The following is a 15,155-nucleotide window of genomic DNA, read 5'->3' on the forward strand; positions in this document are numbered from 1 at the left end:
GCGTTTCATGCGGCCGACCGCTCCGCCCGGCCAAGAACGGCGGCGGTGATCGCCCCACGGTTCCAGCGGAAGTTCAGGTGGCAGTTGGCTGCATATTTCGACAGGCTGAAATCCAGCCCGTTGGCCTCGTGCCCCGCGCGCTGCAGCAGTGCCATCTGTTTCATCGTGGCGGGGTCGTTCAGCCAGCGACGGCTCTTGATCGAGGCGGTCCCCGTCTCGGTGGCGCGCAGGAAATCGTCTGCGGCGGCGAGCGCCTGCACCCGGGTGCCGATGGCAAGCGGCCGGATCGCCCTGCCTTTCGGCTGTCCGAGCGCGTGCCAGAGCGCGCCATCATGGAACACCCCAGCCCAGCCATTGAACCCGCTCGCCATCATCGCCTGGCCGTTGCCATGCAGGTCGCACCAGGCGAACGGCGACCGTTCCAGCAGGTCGATCTCCATCATGTCGAAGGCGGTCAGCAGTCGGGCCTCTGCTCGTTCCCGCGTGAAGACGTGACCGCAGAAATCACAGACCGATGCTCCAAGCGGCAATTCGGCCTCACAGGTCGGGCACAGTTTCCACGGTGCCTGGCCGGGCTCAGGATCGTCCTCGTCGAGGGTGATCTCCTGTTCGAGCGACCCGTGCCGGAGCGCCGCGCCGGCGAAGTCGAGCACGACGCAGTCGGTTTTCACAATGCCGGGAAAACGCGCGGGATCGACACGGCGCAGGCCGCGCCCCACCGCCTGGATGAAGGTGCCCTTGTGCAGCATGGGTCGCAGGATGCCGATGCAGCCAACCGGCTGGCTGTCGAAACCTTCGGTCAGGACCATGCAGTTCGTCAGCACCTGCACCTCGCCCCGGTCGAACCGGGCGATAAGATCGGCGCGCACCCGCGAGGGCATGTCGCCCGAGATCGTCTCGGCCGTGACGCCGGCGGCGCGGAAGGCTTCTGCCACCGCATCGGCATGGCCGACCGTGGCGCAGAAAAAGATGCTGCGCCGGTCCGCCGCCTTCGTCTGCCAGTGCTCGACGACCGCCTCGTTCAGCACCGAGCGGTTCAGCACCTTGTCGGCGGCGCGCATGTCGTAATCGCCCGCAGTGGCCTCCAGCCCGGCCAGTTCGTCCTCGACGCCGAGATCGATGGTATAGGTGCGCGGCGGCACTAGGAGACCGCGCCCGATCAGGGTGCCGATCTTCAGGTGATAGCCGACATTGCTGAAGGTGCGGCGCAGGCTGCGCCCGTCGCCACGACCCGGCGTGGCCGAAAGCCCGAGCAGCCTGATCTCGGGGTTGAGTTCCCGTGCGGCGTCGATAACAGCCTGATAGCTCTGCGCGGCCGAACGGTGGCATTCGTCGATGACGAGATGCGAGACCGGCGCCATGCGTTCGCGCCGGTTGGCGCGGGCGAGCGTCTGGACGCTGCCGAAGACGATGCGGCCGCCCCAATCGTCCTGCTCGGCCTTGACCACCGAGGTGGTCATTCCGGTCACGGCCCCGATGGAGGTCCGGTTCTGATCGATCAACTCGTCCGTGTGCTGCAGAACCAGGACGCGGTCGTGTCGCCGGTGTTCCAGTTCCTCACCGATGTAGAAACCGGCGATGGCGGTCTTGCCCGCCCCGGTCGGCAGGACCAGCATGGTATTGCCGTGGGTGGCGGTGCGGTCGCGGGCGGCATCGACTGCCGCCCTCTGATAATCGCGTGGAATCATGACCGTCCCCCCCCCTCAGCGTGCCCAGAAGGGCGCGGAGCCGGAGGACGGCGCGCCCGACTGGCCCATGCCGGTGTTCGACAGATGGGCGCCCGTCGCGGTGAACTGACCCTGTTGCGGCGGCTGCGGCACGCTGCCCATCAGGCGCGCATATTCGGCATGGTCGGCGCCGATGGCCGCCTTGATGACGTTGCGGCCGCTGTCCTCGGGCTTGTCCTTGTCGCGCTCGATGCCGATGCGGGCCACGAACTCGAGCCCGCTCAACTCGCCGAGGCTGCGGATCATCCGCGCCGCACGAGCGGCGTTCGACTGGTCGTCGGCGCGCACGCCCCGGGCGGATTCGAGGATGCCGCGGATCATCGCGCGACCGCGATTGCCGTAGGTGTCGTCACCCGGGCCGCCCGCAGCCTTTCCCCGAAAGCCGATGCGGGTGTAGATGCGACGCCGCGCGAAGGGCCCCTCCATGATCACCGCTTCGGTGTTGAGGTAGAGCGCCGGGCTGGTCTTGCTCTGGGTGAGCCAGCCCTCGGGCCCCGCGCCACCGGGGCGGATGGTCAGGCAGACCTTGGCCAGCGTGTTGGCCGGGATGAGGTCGAAAGCGGCGTCCTGCGTGTCCGCGCCGTTGAAATCCATGTCGCTCGCCATGGTCATGCTCCTTGCGTCGTCGAGGGGTTGGGTGCGGTGGCGGCCGCGGGCAAATCGAAGTTCAGGCGAGCTGCGCCATCGGGGCGCGGACCGCGGATCTTCGTCATGAGCCGCCCGAGATGGGCGGGCTCGATCATCGACAGCCGCCCGCTGCGGTCCTTGGCCGGCAGGCCGAAATCGTTGATGGTGGTGCAGATGAAGGCGCGGAACGCCTCGCCCTTCTCGGGGCGCAACTCGGTCAGGGTGATGACCTCGTCGACGATGCCGGGCAGTTCGAGCCCGGTCTTCGAGCCCTCGATCTGCATCGAGAAGAAGGGCTTGCCGAAATCGTCCAGCTTGCGGTCCAGCAGCCCGACCAGCCAGATGTTCTTGGCGGGCGTGTGCTGCAGATGCGTGAGCCAGCCGATCATCTCCTGGCCGAGCAACCCGTAGGTCGCGCGGAGATCCGGCTTGCCGGTGCGGTCGGATTGGGCTTGGGATTGACCCTTGCACCACTGAAGGCAAATGCGAGAGGCGACGGAGATGCTGTCGACGAAGACGGTGTCGTATTTGTCGAGCTGGGTGGCGGGGCCGAAGGCGGCGCAAACCCGTGCGAAGTGCCCGGGCCCATAGGACTGGTCGTCCCGCATCGCCGGGTTGGCGCCGCCGATCCAGGCCGCGAGATCGCGGGCGACCTCCCAATCGCGGATGCGGATCTCGTCGCCGGGCCAGCCCTGCACGGCGAGCTCGCCCGCCTCGAGGTTCAGAAACAGCGTGCGCTGCGGATCGAGGGTCAGGAGTTGCGTGGTCTTGCCGATGCCGGAGGTGCCCGTGAGCACCCCCTTGATGCCGCGCGCCTCGCGCAGCCGTTCGTCGGCGGTGATGATCCGGAGCGGCCCGGCGCCGAACGGGGCGCTCACTTGCCGCCCTCCAGATCCCGCACAGCAGCCGAAATGGCGATGTCCGCGCCACAAGCGCCCTGGCGGCGTGCCATCTTCAATACGTCGCCAAGCGCACTCGTGAGCCGGTAGAGCTCGGACTGCTGCCACGCCAGGGCGACAAGCGCGAACTCGATGTCGTCCACAGTGGCGCGCTCGATCGGCACCGCGCGGTTCGGCCTGTCGGACAGGGCCGGAACGTTGATCGTGTCGGGGATCGCCTCCATCCAGCTCGACTGGCGCAGGCGTTTCAGGGGGGAAGTCGTGAACATGGTGATGCTCCGTGTTTTCGTCGGTTGGTGTCCAGGGATCGTCGGGAAGACTGCTGCCGGGCCTGACGCCGCCCTGGAGCTTGCGGTCGGAGTGTTTCCCCGCGTGGGGGTGTTGCATTCCTCCGAGGGCCCGGCATGAAACTGGCGGGCCGGGTTATCGCCGGTCCTGTTGTCACCTACCGGCGAGCCTCCGAGACTGTCGGGGCGGTGCCGAGATATGCCGCGAGATCAAGCGCCTCGGCCGCCTTCCGGATGGTGGCGAGCCGCGCGTAGACGGTGCTCCTATGGATCCCGAGGGCTTCGGCCGCTTCCGTCGGCGACATGTCGATCAGCGCCAGCGCGAGGGCGCGGCAGGTCGGGGTCAGGCCAGCAAGGAGCCGCTGGACGTCCCGGACCAGCCCGAACGCCTCGTCTGGTGCGCGTGTGACGGCGGCATGCGGCATCACGCTGTCGGGCAGCGTTTCCGCGAGCGGCAGCATCTCGTCATCACCGCGCCCCTCGGCGGGACTGTCGAAGTCGATCCAAGTCCGCTCGGCCCGCAGCCGTTCGGTCGGCGCGGCCAGCGTGGCGATGCGGTTCGCCAGAACGCGGTCGGCGAAGGTGTCGTACTGACCGCGGGAAGGATCGAACTTCCCGTCCCGGCGATAGAGGTGCAGCCGCAGGTCCTGCTTGATGTCCTCGGCGTCCATTCCGGGGACGGAGCCCGAGCGGGCCAGCCGTTCGGCGCGAATGGTGATGTTACGGGAGACGCGCGAGTGCGCGTCGCAAATGAGGTGGAAACGCTCCATGAAGTTTCGCCTTCGTCCAGGTGGACGGGCACGCGGCCCGAGTGCCTGGCACCGGCGAAAATTCGTTGGAGGGCCTCGAAATCAGGGGGATCGGAAAACGAAAAACCCCACGAAACCTTGCGGCTTCATGGGGTTGGGTGGGATGGAAAAAAGTTCGGAAAGGGTCAGTCGTCGTCGACGAAATTTCGGTCGCGCTGGTCAGCGCGACCCTGACGCAGCGCACTTGCATCGACAAGGAAGCGTGCCGCGTAACAATCGTCCTCGGCCGTGAACGGATCGTCGACGATCCCGAACTGCGCCCTCAGCGCGGCGGCGAGAAGCTGGCGCTGCCGATCGTAACCGCGCTCAAACTCCCCCAGGATTGCGACCACGTCGCGCGAAGGACGACGTCCCTTGATGGTGGAGATCGGAAAGGACCGAGGCAATGCCCCGCCAAGCGCGGCACAAGCAAGGAGCAGCCGCCACTGGCGGTTCGGCCTGCCGTTCCGCTCATCCCGCATGCCGATCTGGTCCGGTTCAAGGCGCGCCGGAGCCTGCCCAAGATAGCTGACGTTGAGCACGGCCTCCTCGCGAAACGCGAAGCGCAGATCGGACCAGCGGGCATTTGCAGGCAGAGTCATCACCGGACGCCGGACGACGTCACCTGCGTCCGTCAGCGCCGCGATCTCGGGCGCGAAGAGATCGACAAGTGGCATGGCAGCGACGAATCCCTTGCGCGGTGGGGGGGCGAAGTCGAGGCATTCGGCCCACGTCAGAACACGCCCTCGCCGGGCCGCAAGAAAGGCCGGAACGTCCGGGTCAATCGCGCCGAGCGATGTCACCAGCAGGACGAATGGCAGATTGCGACGATCGAGGTCGAGGACGTCTGCCCGGCCGAGCGGCGCGCCCGGGCTTGTGAGCGCAGCGAACACCGGAAAACTCCGGCCGGCGGCAATGGCATGATCGCCGATGTGCAGAAGGACCGCCCCGCGCGAAGGCGCGGTGGGAACGACAAGGCCAAGCGCCGTGGCAATGTCGGCGAACAGCCTGCGGCGGTCGAGTTCACGGATGCGGATATCGTCGGGATTGATGTCGAGGGTTTCGCAGAGTCGCCCCGGATCGCTGCAGACGGCACGGACCAAGCCGCCGGCATGCCGCACGACGTGGCGCGGGCAATGCTCCCCGCCGGGCCAGGGACAGTCGATACGTTCTGCGTACTTGGAGGTTTCCGGAAGGTAGCGTTCGACCAGGGTCCAGCAATCGATCAAGTCGACCTTCCAGTCGAGCGTGTCGGTCGCATGACCGGGGACGCGCTCAATCGTCCTCCAGAACGCCGACGTCATCGTCCTCATCTCCGACGTTGGGGCGGCAGAAGCCCTGATCCTTGAGCCAGCGGTCGATCAGATCGCTGTCGGCATCACGGTCGTAGCGTGCGAGGCTCGGCGGGAGAATGGCAACCGTCCGCTCCTTGCCGTCTCCATCGAACTTGACCTTGAAAACGGCCCGGTCGATGGAACCGCCCGCAAGGCGCCGCTCCCAATTGTCGTCCCAGGCCATGAAGAGGTCGTTCGCCTTGCGCACCTCCTTCTCCTTGGCCTTTCCGCCCCAGAAGCGTTCGATTTCGATCAGGCGCACCTTGACGATCTCGGAGACAGTGTCGTTGTCGAGCGATTTCTCGCCCTTCTCCAGCAGCGGATCGAGGGTGAAGCGGTTCGAGCGATCGAAGTACTCCTCGTCCCCGAAGATGACCCCGCCGAACGTCCGCAGGTAGAGCTCGGTTTCGCCTTTCGTCCCTGCATTGACGGCAAGTTCGTCAGACTCGCCGTCATAGATGACGACGTCGTGCTTCTGCGGTCGGTAGTAGGCGATTCCCGATCCGCCATCATCCTGATGTCGCCCCTCGCGCCGCATCGGTTCGCCATGCCGGACCATGAACCATGTCTTCGTGCCGCGCGGAAAAGCGAATACCCGTGAGCCCTTGCCACGGCGCTTGCGGTCGAACCACTCGTCCATCCGCTCCTGCATGATCGCGGTCTGTTCGACGGTCGGATCCGGAGCCGGTCGCGGCTTGCCGCTGTGGCCCGCGAAGTAGATGAAACGCGAACGTGTGAATGCCACGGTCTCGGCATGCTGACGTCGCAGCAGATCAGGTTTCTGGAGCCAGATCTGCAGGGCGATGTCCGCATCGGATGGTTCCTCACCGGCCTCGATCGTGAGGCCAGCCCGTCCTGCCGCCTCGATCAGCTCCTCGGCGGTTTCCTTGGTCGCGGTCTCGTGCACGTAGAAAAGGGCGTCGACCATTTCGGGCGGCACGTTTTCGTCGGGCTTCATCAACACTGCAGCAAGATCGTCGTAGGGAAAATCCTCATCCGCTTCGACCGGAAGTTCAAAACCCCGCGCCGAAAAATATTCCGCCCACGTCGCGAAGAACTTCAGAAGGTGCTTCGGCGAAATGCTCTTGAGGCGATCAGGGTTGGTGAAGCTTCTCGGGTTGAATGACGCCATGCGCGACTCGGCTCCAGGGTGAATCGGGGAAAGTTCAGTCTATCGGCAGAGTTGTGAACGCACAAGTCCATGTTCCCGAAGTGTTCCGAACCGCACATCCGACAGTCAGGACAGCCAGCCGGTAGGTGAGGAGAGCATCTGGAGCTCTCCCATGACCACAATCCCCTTCGCGCGCCGCGCTGACATCCATCCATGCCCGCATGCGGCCCCGGCACATGAGGGCTGCGCATGATCGATCCCGATGAACGTGAACAGGCCGCGCTCCGCGCCGCCTTGAAGAACATGGCCGAACTGATGGCCGAGATCGGCTGGACCGCGCGGTTCGCCGACCTCAGCGAGGCGCAGGCGCTCGCCCTCGCCACCGCTGCGGTCGACGGCTTCCAGGAAGCGATGATGGCCAGCGCACACCGGCCCGATCCGGAGGTGCCGTTCTGATGGACGCCGGTTTCGACTTCAACCACCGGGAAAAGCCGCCGAGTTTCGCGGATACCGTCAACACCTGCATCGACACCGCCCTTGTCATGGAACAGGCAGAACGCCCCGCCCGGGACTATCTTGGGGGCAGCCGGCTGGGCGACATCTGCCAGCGCAGGCTGCAATACGAATACCTGAAGACGCCGAAGGATCCGGACGCCGGGTTCTCGGGCCAGTCTCTGCGCATCTTCGCGCTCGGGCACGTCCTCGAAGATCTGGCCATCGAATGGCTGCGCAAGGCCGGCTTCGATCTCAGAACGCGCAACCGCCATGGCGAACAGTTCGGGTTTTCCGCCGCTGGCGGTCGCCTGCAGGGGCATGCGGATGGCGTCATCGTGGCCGCGCCAGACGGCATGGCGGTTCCGGCGCTCTGGGAGTGCAAGTCGGCCAATGCGAAGAACTGGCGCGACATCGCCAGGCGCGGCGTGGTCAAGGCCAAGCCGATCTATGCGGCGCAGATCGCGCTCTATCAGGCCTATCTCGGGCTCACCGATGCGCCGGCGCTCTTCACCGCGATCAACAAGGACAGCTGCGAGATCTGGCACGAGCTGGTCCCGTTCGATGCCGAACGCGCGCAGTCCGCCAGCGACAAGGCGGTGCGGATCCTGCGCGCCTGCGACGCGGGCGAACTCTTGCCCCGGCACACGGAGGATCCCGAGCATTTCGAATGCCGCTTCTGTGCCTGGAAGGAGAGGTGCTGGGCATGACGGACGCGCCAATGTGCAGCCCCGACACGACGCTCGCTCCGGATCGCGACATGATCGCGACCTACGCAAGCGTGGTGTTCGGCTATTGCGAGCATCTGGTGCCGGTGCGGGCGCTGGCCGAGAAGGGGGCGACGGACGCGCCTCCGCACACGCCGTTTCTGCCCGCCGACGACAGGCTCGCCGAGATGCTTGCGCGCCAGGCGAGCTGGGCGGCGAACGCGGACATGGCGCTTTTCGTCGTGCCAGGCACGGTCGAGAATCCTGGCGATGCCCGTGCCGAGCACATCCTGCAGACGCAGGTCTTGCTGGTCGATCTCGACCATGGCGACATCGCGGCGAAACGCGCCCATCTCGAACGCCATGTTGGGCGACCCACTCTGGTCGTGGCCTCGGGCGGTGTGACGGCGGAGGGTCAGCGCAAGCTGCACCTCTACTGGCGCCTGACCGAGCCGGCGGAAGGCGAAGACGTCGCCCGCGTGTGCCGGCTGCGCCAGACGATTGCCGCGAAGGTCGGCGGCGATCCGGCCTTCAAATCCGCCCATCAGCCGATCCGCGTCGCGGGCAGCATCCACGCGAAAGGCGGCAGCCGACGGCTCGTCGAGATCGTCGATCACGCCGAGATCGATCACGACCTTGGCGAACTCACCGAGGCAATCCTGGCGATGCCGCCGATGGAGGGGCTCTCGGATGACGCGCTCGATTTCAACGGCGCCGGTCGCGGAGGCGACTCGGTCCCGGAACTGTTCGGGCGTCCGGTTCGCGAAGGCGGCGTCGACGGCACGACCCGCTTCGATGCGCTTTCGCGCGTCATCGGCTACTGGATCCGACGCTGCCGCGAAGGGCACGTCACGCCGGGCGAGGCCTGGGACGAGATCAAGAGCTACAACCTCGCCCGCATCGATCCGCCCTGGCCAGAGGACAGGCTGAAACGGGAAGCCGAGCGTCTCTGGCAGCGCGATCTCGAGCGCAATGGGGCCTTCGACGACGAACTTTCCGAGGGCGCCGATGGCGGTGGCGGAGACAATAACGGCCCGACACCCGTGCGTTTCAGCGAGGACGCGCTGGCGGCGCGCTTTGCAGAAAGGCACGCGGATCGCTGGCGCTACGTGGCCGGATGGGGACAGTGGCTCACCTGGACCGGGGTGGTCTGGCGGCGCGAGGACACGCTGCAGGCCTTCGATCTCGCGCGCCAGGTCTGCCGCGAGGCGGCGGTCCGCGCACCGTCTGCGCGTGTTCGCACCAAGCTGTCCACGGCCGCAACTGTGGCCGCTGTCGAGCGGCTCGCCCGCAGCGATCGCAGGCATGCCAGCACGACCGAGATCTGGGACCGCGACCCCTGGCTTCTGAACACCGGCGATGGCGTGATCGACCTTCGCACAGGCGCGCAGTCCGCCCACGATCCGCAGCTCTTCATGACCAAGGTCGCGGGCGCGGCCTCGAAGGGCGCCTGTCCGACATGGGAGGCGTTCCTTGACACGGTCACGGGCGGCGATGTCGAGCTGCAGGCCTATCTGCGCCGAATGGCCGGTTACTGCCTGACCGGTGTGACCACCGAACACGCGCTGTTCTTCCTCTACGGCACCGGCGCCAACGGCAAATCGGTCTTTGCCAACACGCTGACCGCGATCATGGGCGATTACGCGACTGTCGCGGCCATGGACATGTTCATGGCCACCCATGGCGACCGCCATCCGACCGACATGGCGGGCTTGCGCGGCGCGCGGATCGTGACCTCCATCGAGACCGAACAGGGAAGTCGCTGGGCCGAAAGCAAGCTGAAGGCCCTCACCGGCGGCGACAAGATCACCGCCCGCTTCATGCGGCAGGACTTCTTCGAGTTCATCCCGCAGTTCAAGCTTCTGATCGTCGGCAACCACAAGCCGTCCATTCGCAACGTGGACGAGGCAATGAAGCGACGGCTGCACATGGTGCCCTTCACGGTCACCATCCCGCCGGCCAAACGCGACCGCCGCCTGTCCGACAGGCTTCTGGCCGAGCGTGACGGCATCCTCGCCTGGGCGCTCCGGGGCTGCCTGGAGTGGCAGGAGACCGGACTGCGCCCGCCCGAGGCCGTGATGGCGGCGACCGAGGATTACTTCGAGGCAGAAGACGCGCTCGGGCGGTGGCTGGAGGAGTGCTGCGATGTCGGCAGCTCATCGTTCGAGTCCGGATCGACCGAGCTTTTCAACAGCTGGAAGAGCTGGGCGGAGGCGAACGGAGAATACGCCGGCTCGATGAAGCGCTTCTCGGAGACCCTGAGCGCCCGCGGCTTCGAAAAATTCAAGACCAGCACGGTGCGCGGGTTTCGCGGGATCGCCGTGAGGGACAACAAGACCGACCTTTTCGAGGGGGACTACAATGACCAGTAAAACAAGGGAAATGGCGGATGTGGCGGGTTATGACCATATAACCGTCACGCGTGCGCACACGCGCGCCCGTGAGATGTTAACCGAACAACCCGCCACATCCGCCACAACCGCCACCGAAGCGCGGGCCACGAACGGAGACGTACTCCCCGACACGGTGCTTGCGCTCGATCTCGGAACCACGACCGGCTGGGCACTGCGCGGCCATGACGGTCTGATCACCAGCGGCACCGTCTCGCTGCGCACGGGCCGCTTTGATGGCGGCGGCATGCGCTACCTGCGCTTCACCAACTGGCTGACCGAGATCGACCGGCTGTCCGGGCCCGTCGCCGCCATCTGGTTCGAGGAAGTCCGCCGCCACGCCGGCACCGACGCGAGCCACATCTACGGCGGGCTCATGGCCACGCTGACCGCATGGGCTGAACTGCGGGGTGTGCCGTACGAGGGCGTCCCGGTCGGCACGATCAAGCGGCACGTCGCCGCCAAGGGCAACGCCGACAAGGCCGCCATGGTTGCCGCCGTCCGCGCCCGCGGCTTCAGCCCGGCCGACGACAACGAGGCCGACGCCATCGCGATCCTGCTCTGGGCGCTCGAGACGAAGGGAGGTGTCGCATGAGATGGCATCCCCACGGCTACGGCGGTCGGCGCCGGGATCCCGAGCAGGTCAAGCGCGAGGGCTGGCAGGAACAGGGCGTCCTGGCGGTCTCCGCTGATGACGACCGTCTCACTTGGCCCGAGCGTGAACTGGTCCGACAGCTCGGCGAGAAGCTCTACGGACCACGTCCTTCCGACAGGGAGGCGCGCCATGGCTGAGCGCGAATGGACTGCCGAGTGCGTCGCCGATCATTTCGAGGAGGCGTTTCGTACCCTGCGCAAGCTGCCGTCGGTCAAGGCGCAGGGGTATTTCAACACCTGGCCGGAGATCGTGCGGACGAGTCGCGAGATTGCCTTCATGGAACCCGAGCCGATGCATATCCGGCCGTCGGCCGCCGCCATCACGCGGCTCGAGCAGACGTTCGACTGGGTGCTCTGGATCGAGGAGGCGGAGCGCAAGCTGGTCTGGTCGCGTGCGGCCCGCGTGCCTTGGAAGGTGATCAGCCATGAGCATGGCTGCGATCGCACTACGGCGTGGCGACGCTGGCAGCTCGCGCTCACAAAGATTGCGGCGCGGCTCAATGCGCAGTGACTCCAATGTGTTGCAACACTTTTCCATGCAACAAACGAGGGCAAATCAGCTATAGTTTTGACTATGCTCGGGAGAGCAGCGCGCCCGCGACGGTGAAAACCATCGCGGGCGTTGTCGTTTCCAGTACTACCGTCACCATCATCAGCATCATCGTCGAGATCAGCACCATGCCTGTCCGCCCGCCGATCCATCGCCCGGTTGGCCGGCGCGAAAAGCGGGAGCGTGACCAGGACTATGCCCGCCAGCGCAATCCGGTGGCCCGTGCGCTCTATCGCTCAAAGCGCTGGCGAACAGAACGCGCATCCTTCCTGCACGATCATCCGCTGTGCGTGGAATGCGCGCGTCACGATCTGATCCGCCCGGCAAGCATCGTCGATCACATCGATCCGCATGGCGGTGACGAGACGGTGTTCTGGGACCGCGCCCGCTGGCAGGCGCTGTGCGCATCGTGCCACGGCAGGAAGACCGCAGCGAAGGATGGCGGCTTCGGCAATGCGCGCCGCCGCTCGTGAGCCCAAGCCCTCCCCCCGGGGAGGTCAAATCTCTGGAGAGTTCGCTCCCAGGACCGCGCGCCACCAACAGCGCATCCGCGGCCAAAATGGCAATGGGGGGGGCGCGGCTAAGATGTTGATTTCACTGGATACCGAAAATGACAATCGCTGAAACTGCGCATATCGGTGTTGATGGCATTGAGCGTCAGCTGGCCGTCGAATATCGCAAGCTTGATGATCTGGTTCCCTATGCACGCAATGCTCGCACGCATTCGGAAGGGCAGGTGGCCGAGATTGCCGGATCGATCCGCACCTTCGGCTTTACCAACCCGGTGCTGATTGCCGAGGATGGCACGCTGATTGCTGGTCATGGCCGCGTGCTGGCGGCGCGCAAGCTTGGCATGGATACGGTGCCGACGATCGTGCTGACGGGTCTGTCCGAGACGCAGCGCCGGGCGCTGGTGCTTGCCGATAACCGCATTGCCATGAATGCCGGCTGGGACGAGGAGCTGCTGGCGCTCGAACTGTCCGACCTGCAGGAGGCCGGCTTTGACCTTGGCCTCACCGGCTTTGCCGATGACGAGCTGCAGAACCTGCTTTACGGCAGCCATGACGAACAGGACGGGCTGACCGAGGATGACGCCATTCCGGAAGTCCCGGTAACGCCGGTGAGCCGGCGCGGCGATCTCTGGTTGCTTGGCAATCATCGCTTGCTGTGCGGTGACAGTACCGATCCAGCAGATGTCACGCGCTTGATGAACGGCGAGCGGGCGGCGCTGTTTGCCACCGACCCACCTTACCTGGTCGACTATGACGGCACCAATCATCCGACCAAGAAGAACGCGTCAAAGCGGGCGAAGAAGATCGCCAACAAGGATTGGTCTGAAGATTATATCGAACAGCCCCACTGGGATGATTCTGCCCAAGGACCGCANTGGGCTGACCGAGGACGACGCCATTCCGGAAGTTCCGGCAACGCCTGTCACACGGCGCGGCGATCTGTGGTTGCTGGGTGATCACCGGCTGCTGTGCGGTGATAGCACCTCGCCGGAAGATGTTGGTCGCCTGATGAACGGCGAACGGGCTGCGCTGTTTGCCACCGATCCGCCCTACCTGGTCGATTATGACGGAACCAACCATCCGACAAAGAAAACGGCCTCGGCGCGGGCGAAGAAGATCGCCAACAAGGATTGGTCTGAAGATTATATCGAACAGCCCCACTGGGATGATTCTGCCCAAGGACCGCAGTTCTACGAGGCCTTCTGCAAGGTGGCGATCGAGCATGCCATTGCCGAGGATGTGGCATGGTATTGCTGGCACGCCTCGCGCCGCCAACGCATGCTGGAAACGGTCTGGGATCAGTTCGATGTGCTGCATCACCAGCAGATCATTTGGGCCAAATCGCGCCCGGTGCTGACGCGCTCGGTGATGCTGTGGGCGCATGAGCCGTGCCTGTTCGGATGGCGTCGCGGCAAGAAGCCCCGCATCAACCGCGAGGGGTTCGAGAGCTGGCCGACCACGGTGTGGAACATCCCATCCTCGGAGATCGAAACCCGCGAGCATCCGACTTCGAAGCCGGTGCGCGTGTTCACGTTGCCTATGCAGCTGCACACAAGACCGGGCGACATCTGCTACGAGCCGTTCTCCGGTTCGGGCTCACAGCTGATCGCCGGCGAGAAGACCGGCCGCCGCGTGTATGGCCTCGAACTGTCGGAGGCCTTCTGCGATGTGGTCGTCAAGCGCTGGCAGGCATTCACCGGCAAGGCGGCCACGCTCGATGGCGACGGCCGCCGTTTTGATGAGATCGCGGCCGATCGAGTGCCTGATGCCGGGACCGCGACCAGGGATGCGGCAGCGGCATGAAGCAATCCCGCACCATGTCTCTGGTGGAGTCGCTGGCCAACGTCGCCGTCGGCTATGGCATTGCCGTGGTGACGCAGATGCTGGTGTTCCCGCTGTTCGGATTGTCCACCACGCTGGCCGACAACATGGCCATGGGCGCGATCTTCACCGTGGTGTCGATCGCGCGCAGTTTTACATTGCGGCGGGTGTTCGAAGCGGTGCGCATTCGTAGTGACGGCACAGGATAAATGTATGGAGAAGCCACCATGGCGGGACGCAAGCCGCTGCCGACGCATCTGAAGCTGGTGAAGGGCACGGCCCGTCCGCATCGCCTGAACAAGGCCGAGCCGAAGCCGGTGGTGGCGACGCCCGAACCGCCTGACCATCTCGACGATGCTGCGAAGGCGAAGTTCACCGAGATGGCCGAGCTGCTGGCCGGCCACGGCGTCATGACCGAATTGGATACGCACGCACTCGCCCGCTACGTCGTGATCTGGCGGCGCTGGCTGGAGGCGGAGCAGGAAGTGAAGCGCCGTGGCCCTGTGGTGAAAACGTCGAATGACAACATCATCCAGAACCCGTTCCTGGCTGTGGCCAACAAGTGCCTGGCGCAGATGGCGCAGATCGAGAGCGAATTCGGACTGACGCCGTCGAGCCGCTCGCGCATCCGTATGGCGGAACCCGCCGAGACGAGCGATCCGTTCGAGGAGTTCCTGAACCGTGGCCGCAAAGCCTAGTTCCCGTGCTTCGCGCCCACTGGACGGGAGCGGCAAGAAGGCTCCATCCTGCCCGGTCACGGCCTACGCGCGCGCAGTTGTCAGCGGGAAGATCGTCGCCGGCCGGTTCGTGCGTCTGGCCTGCGAGCGCCACCTCACGGACCTGAAGGTGGGGGTAAAACGCGGCCTGGTCTGGGATGGTGCTGCGGTACGTCATGCGATCGACTTCTTCGGCCATCTGCGCCATTCGACCGGCGAATGGGCGGGCGAGCCCTTCGTGCTTCAGGGCTGGCAGCAGTTCGTCGTCGGCTCGCTTTATGGCTGGAAGCGCAAGGACGGTTTGCGCCGGTTTCGCACCGCCTATGTCGAGGTGGCAAGGAAGAACGGCAAGTCGGTGCTTCTGGCAGGCACTGCGCTTTATGCGCTGATCGCCGATGGCGAGCCCGGTGCGCATGTGTATTCGGCGGCAACGACGCGCGATCAGGCCAGGATCGTCTTTGGCGAGGCCGAGCGCATGGTGGCGGCGAGTTCGGCGCTGCAATCGAGGATCACACGCACGGTGAACAATCTGGCCGTGCT

The 15,155-nt window shown here is 65.5% G+C and carries 18 protein-coding genes; 11 read left to right on the top strand and 7 right to left on the bottom strand.

Going from position 1 to position 15,155, the window contains the following annotated elements:
- Positions 1-5 precede the first annotated feature (5 nt).
- The 7 genes from ACFO1V_RS00840 to ACFO1V_RS00870 form a co-directional block, all read right to left on the bottom strand.
- Positions 6-1,688, bottom strand: a complete 1,683-nt coding sequence (locus ACFO1V_RS00840) for a DEAD/DEAH box helicase (RefSeq protein ID WP_374829701.1) — start codon at positions 1,686-1,688, stop codon at positions 6-8.
- Between the two features lie 15 nt (positions 1,689-1,703).
- The gene (locus ACFO1V_RS00845; protein WP_374829699.1) at positions 1,704-2,333 is read right to left on the bottom strand and encodes a hypothetical protein; all 630 of its coding nucleotides are present in this window, start codon (positions 2,331-2,333) and stop codon (positions 1,704-1,706) included.
- 2 nt (positions 2,334-2,335) lie between these two features.
- Positions 2,336-3,232, bottom strand: a complete 897-nt coding sequence (locus ACFO1V_RS00850) for an ATP-binding protein (RefSeq protein WP_374829697.1) — start codon at positions 3,230-3,232, stop codon at positions 2,336-2,338.
- Entirely contained in the window at positions 3,229-3,522 is a 294-nt protein-coding gene (locus ACFO1V_RS00855; protein ID WP_227493521.1) for a hypothetical protein, read from the bottom strand. Before ACFO1V_RS00855 ends, ACFO1V_RS00850 begins: the two co-directional genes overlap by 4 nt.
- Positions 3,523-3,698: 176 nt before the next feature.
- The gene (locus ACFO1V_RS00860) at positions 3,699-4,310 is read right to left on the bottom strand and encodes a sigma-70 family RNA polymerase sigma factor (RefSeq protein ID WP_374829695.1); all 612 of its coding nucleotides are present in this window, start codon (positions 4,308-4,310) and stop codon (positions 3,699-3,701) included.
- A gap of 164 nt (positions 4,311-4,474) precedes the next feature.
- Positions 4,475-5,632 (bottom strand): hypothetical protein, encoded by a 1,158-nt coding sequence (locus tag ACFO1V_RS00865; RefSeq protein ID WP_374829693.1) that lies wholly within the window; start codon positions 5,630-5,632, stop codon positions 4,475-4,477.
- On the bottom strand, positions 5,604-6,794 hold the full coding sequence (locus ACFO1V_RS00870; protein WP_374829691.1) for a hypothetical protein: 1,191 nt from the start codon (positions 6,792-6,794) through the stop codon (positions 5,604-5,606). The genes ACFO1V_RS00865 and ACFO1V_RS00870 overlap by 29 nt, the downstream gene beginning before the upstream one ends.
- A 228-nt stretch (positions 6,795-7,022) precedes the next feature.
- On the opposite strand from ACFO1V_RS00870, the gene ACFO1V_RS00875 reads away from it, so the two are divergent.
- From ACFO1V_RS00875 to ACFO1V_RS00925, 11 genes are all read left to right on the top strand, one after another.
- Complete coding sequence (locus ACFO1V_RS00875; RefSeq protein WP_374829689.1) at positions 7,023-7,229, top strand: DUF6511 domain-containing protein; 207 nt, start codon at positions 7,023-7,025, stop codon at positions 7,227-7,229.
- The gene (locus ACFO1V_RS00880) at positions 7,229-7,975 is read left to right on the top strand and encodes a PD-(D/E)XK nuclease family protein (RefSeq protein ID WP_374829687.1); all 747 of its coding nucleotides are present in this window, start codon (positions 7,229-7,231) and stop codon (positions 7,973-7,975) included. Before ACFO1V_RS00875 ends, ACFO1V_RS00880 begins: the two co-directional genes overlap by 1 nt.
- Complete coding sequence (locus ACFO1V_RS00885; RefSeq protein ID WP_374829685.1) at positions 7,972-10,344, top strand: phage/plasmid primase, P4 family; 2,373 nt, start codon at positions 7,972-7,974, stop codon at positions 10,342-10,344. The genes ACFO1V_RS00880 and ACFO1V_RS00885 overlap by 4 nt, the downstream gene beginning before the upstream one ends.
- A gap of 154 nt (positions 10,345-10,498) precedes the next feature.
- On the top strand, positions 10,499-10,957 hold the full coding sequence (locus tag ACFO1V_RS00890; RefSeq protein ID WP_380074997.1) for a hypothetical protein: 459 nt from the start codon (positions 10,499-10,501) through the stop codon (positions 10,955-10,957).
- Positions 10,958-11,146: 189 nt separating this feature from the next.
- Positions 11,147-11,527 (top strand): DUF6362 family protein, encoded by a 381-nt coding sequence (locus ACFO1V_RS00895; protein WP_374834745.1) that lies wholly within the window; start codon positions 11,147-11,149, stop codon positions 11,525-11,527.
- A 92-nt stretch (positions 11,528-11,619) separates the two neighbouring features.
- Complete coding sequence (locus ACFO1V_RS00900; protein WP_374834743.1) at positions 11,620-12,039, top strand: HNH endonuclease signature motif containing protein; 420 nt, start codon at positions 11,620-11,622, stop codon at positions 12,037-12,039.
- Between the two features lie 137 nt (positions 12,040-12,176).
- A complete protein-coding gene (locus tag ACFO1V_RS00905) occupies positions 12,177-13,034 on the top strand; it encodes a ParB N-terminal domain-containing protein (protein WP_380074991.1) in 858 nt (285 codons plus the stop codon).
- A gap of 52 nt (positions 13,035-13,086) precedes the next feature.
- Positions 13,087-13,881 carry a DNA-methyltransferase gene (locus tag ACFO1V_RS00910; RefSeq protein WP_465251716.1) on the top strand — a complete coding sequence of 265 codons (795 nt, stop codon included), beginning with the start codon at positions 13,087-13,089 and terminating at the stop codon, positions 13,879-13,881.
- The gene (locus tag ACFO1V_RS00915; protein ID WP_374834726.1) at positions 13,878-14,108 is read left to right on the top strand and encodes a DUF7220 family protein; all 231 of its coding nucleotides are present in this window, start codon (positions 13,878-13,880) and stop codon (positions 14,106-14,108) included. The genes ACFO1V_RS00910 and ACFO1V_RS00915 overlap by 4 nt, the downstream gene beginning before the upstream one ends.
- A gap of 18 nt (positions 14,109-14,126) precedes the next feature.
- Positions 14,127-14,597 carry a phage terminase small subunit P27 family gene (locus tag ACFO1V_RS00920; protein WP_035029118.1) on the top strand — a complete coding sequence of 157 codons (471 nt, stop codon included), beginning with the start codon at positions 14,127-14,129 and terminating at the stop codon, positions 14,595-14,597.
- Positions 14,581-15,155, top strand: a 575-nt coding sequence (locus ACFO1V_RS00925) for a terminase large subunit domain-containing protein (protein ID WP_380074993.1), incomplete at its 3' end; no start/stop codon positions are given. The genes ACFO1V_RS00920 and ACFO1V_RS00925, both read left to right, overlap by 17 nt.

It is taken from the genome of Daeguia caeni (genome assembly GCF_042653845.1).
Classification (GTDB): Bacteria; Pseudomonadota; Alphaproteobacteria; order Rhizobiales; family Rhizobiaceae; genus Brucella; species Brucella caeni.

Coding starts and splice junctions, on each gene's coding strand:
- ACFO1V_RS00840 (WP_374829701.1), bottom strand. CDS start 1,688: ATGATTCCACGCGATTATCAGAGGGCGGCAGTCGATGCCGCCCGCGAC.
- ACFO1V_RS00875 (WP_374829689.1), top strand. CDS start 7,023: ATGATCGATCCCGATGAACGTGAACAGGCCGCGCTCCGCGCCGCCTTG.
- ACFO1V_RS00880 (WP_374829687.1), top strand. CDS start 7,229: ATGGACGCCGGTTTCGACTTCAACCACCGGGAAAAGCCGCCGAGTTTC.
- ACFO1V_RS00910 (WP_465251716.1), top strand. CDS start 13,087: ATGAACGGCGAACGGGCTGCGCTGTTTGCCACCGATCCGCCCTACCTG.
- ACFO1V_RS00895 (WP_374834745.1), top strand. CDS start 11,147: ATGGCTGAGCGCGAATGGACTGCCGAGTGCGTCGCCGATCATTTCGAG.
- ACFO1V_RS00915 (WP_374834726.1), top strand. CDS start 13,878: ATGAAGCAATCCCGCACCATGTCTCTGGTGGAGTCGCTGGCCAACGTC.
- ACFO1V_RS00865 (WP_374829693.1), bottom strand. CDS start 5,632: ATGACGTCGGCGTTCTGGAGGACGATTGAGCGCGTCCCCGGTCATGCG.
- ACFO1V_RS00855 (WP_227493521.1), bottom strand. CDS start 3,522: ATGTTCACGACTTCCCCCCTGAAACGCCTGCGCCAGTCGAGCTGGATG.
- ACFO1V_RS00885 (WP_374829685.1), top strand. CDS start 7,972: ATGACGGACGCGCCAATGTGCAGCCCCGACACGACGCTCGCTCCGGAT.
- ACFO1V_RS00845 (WP_374829699.1), bottom strand. CDS start 2,333: ATGGCGAGCGACATGGATTTCAACGGCGCGGACACGCAGGACGCCGCT.
- ACFO1V_RS00870 (WP_374829691.1), bottom strand. CDS start 6,794: ATGGCGTCATTCAACCCGAGAAGCTTCACCAACCCTGATCGCCTCAAG.
- ACFO1V_RS00920 (WP_035029118.1), top strand. CDS start 14,127: ATGGCGGGACGCAAGCCGCTGCCGACGCATCTGAAGCTGGTGAAGGGC.
- ACFO1V_RS00860 (WP_374829695.1), bottom strand. CDS start 4,310: ATGGAGCGTTTCCACCTCATTTGCGACGCGCACTCGCGCGTCTCCCGT.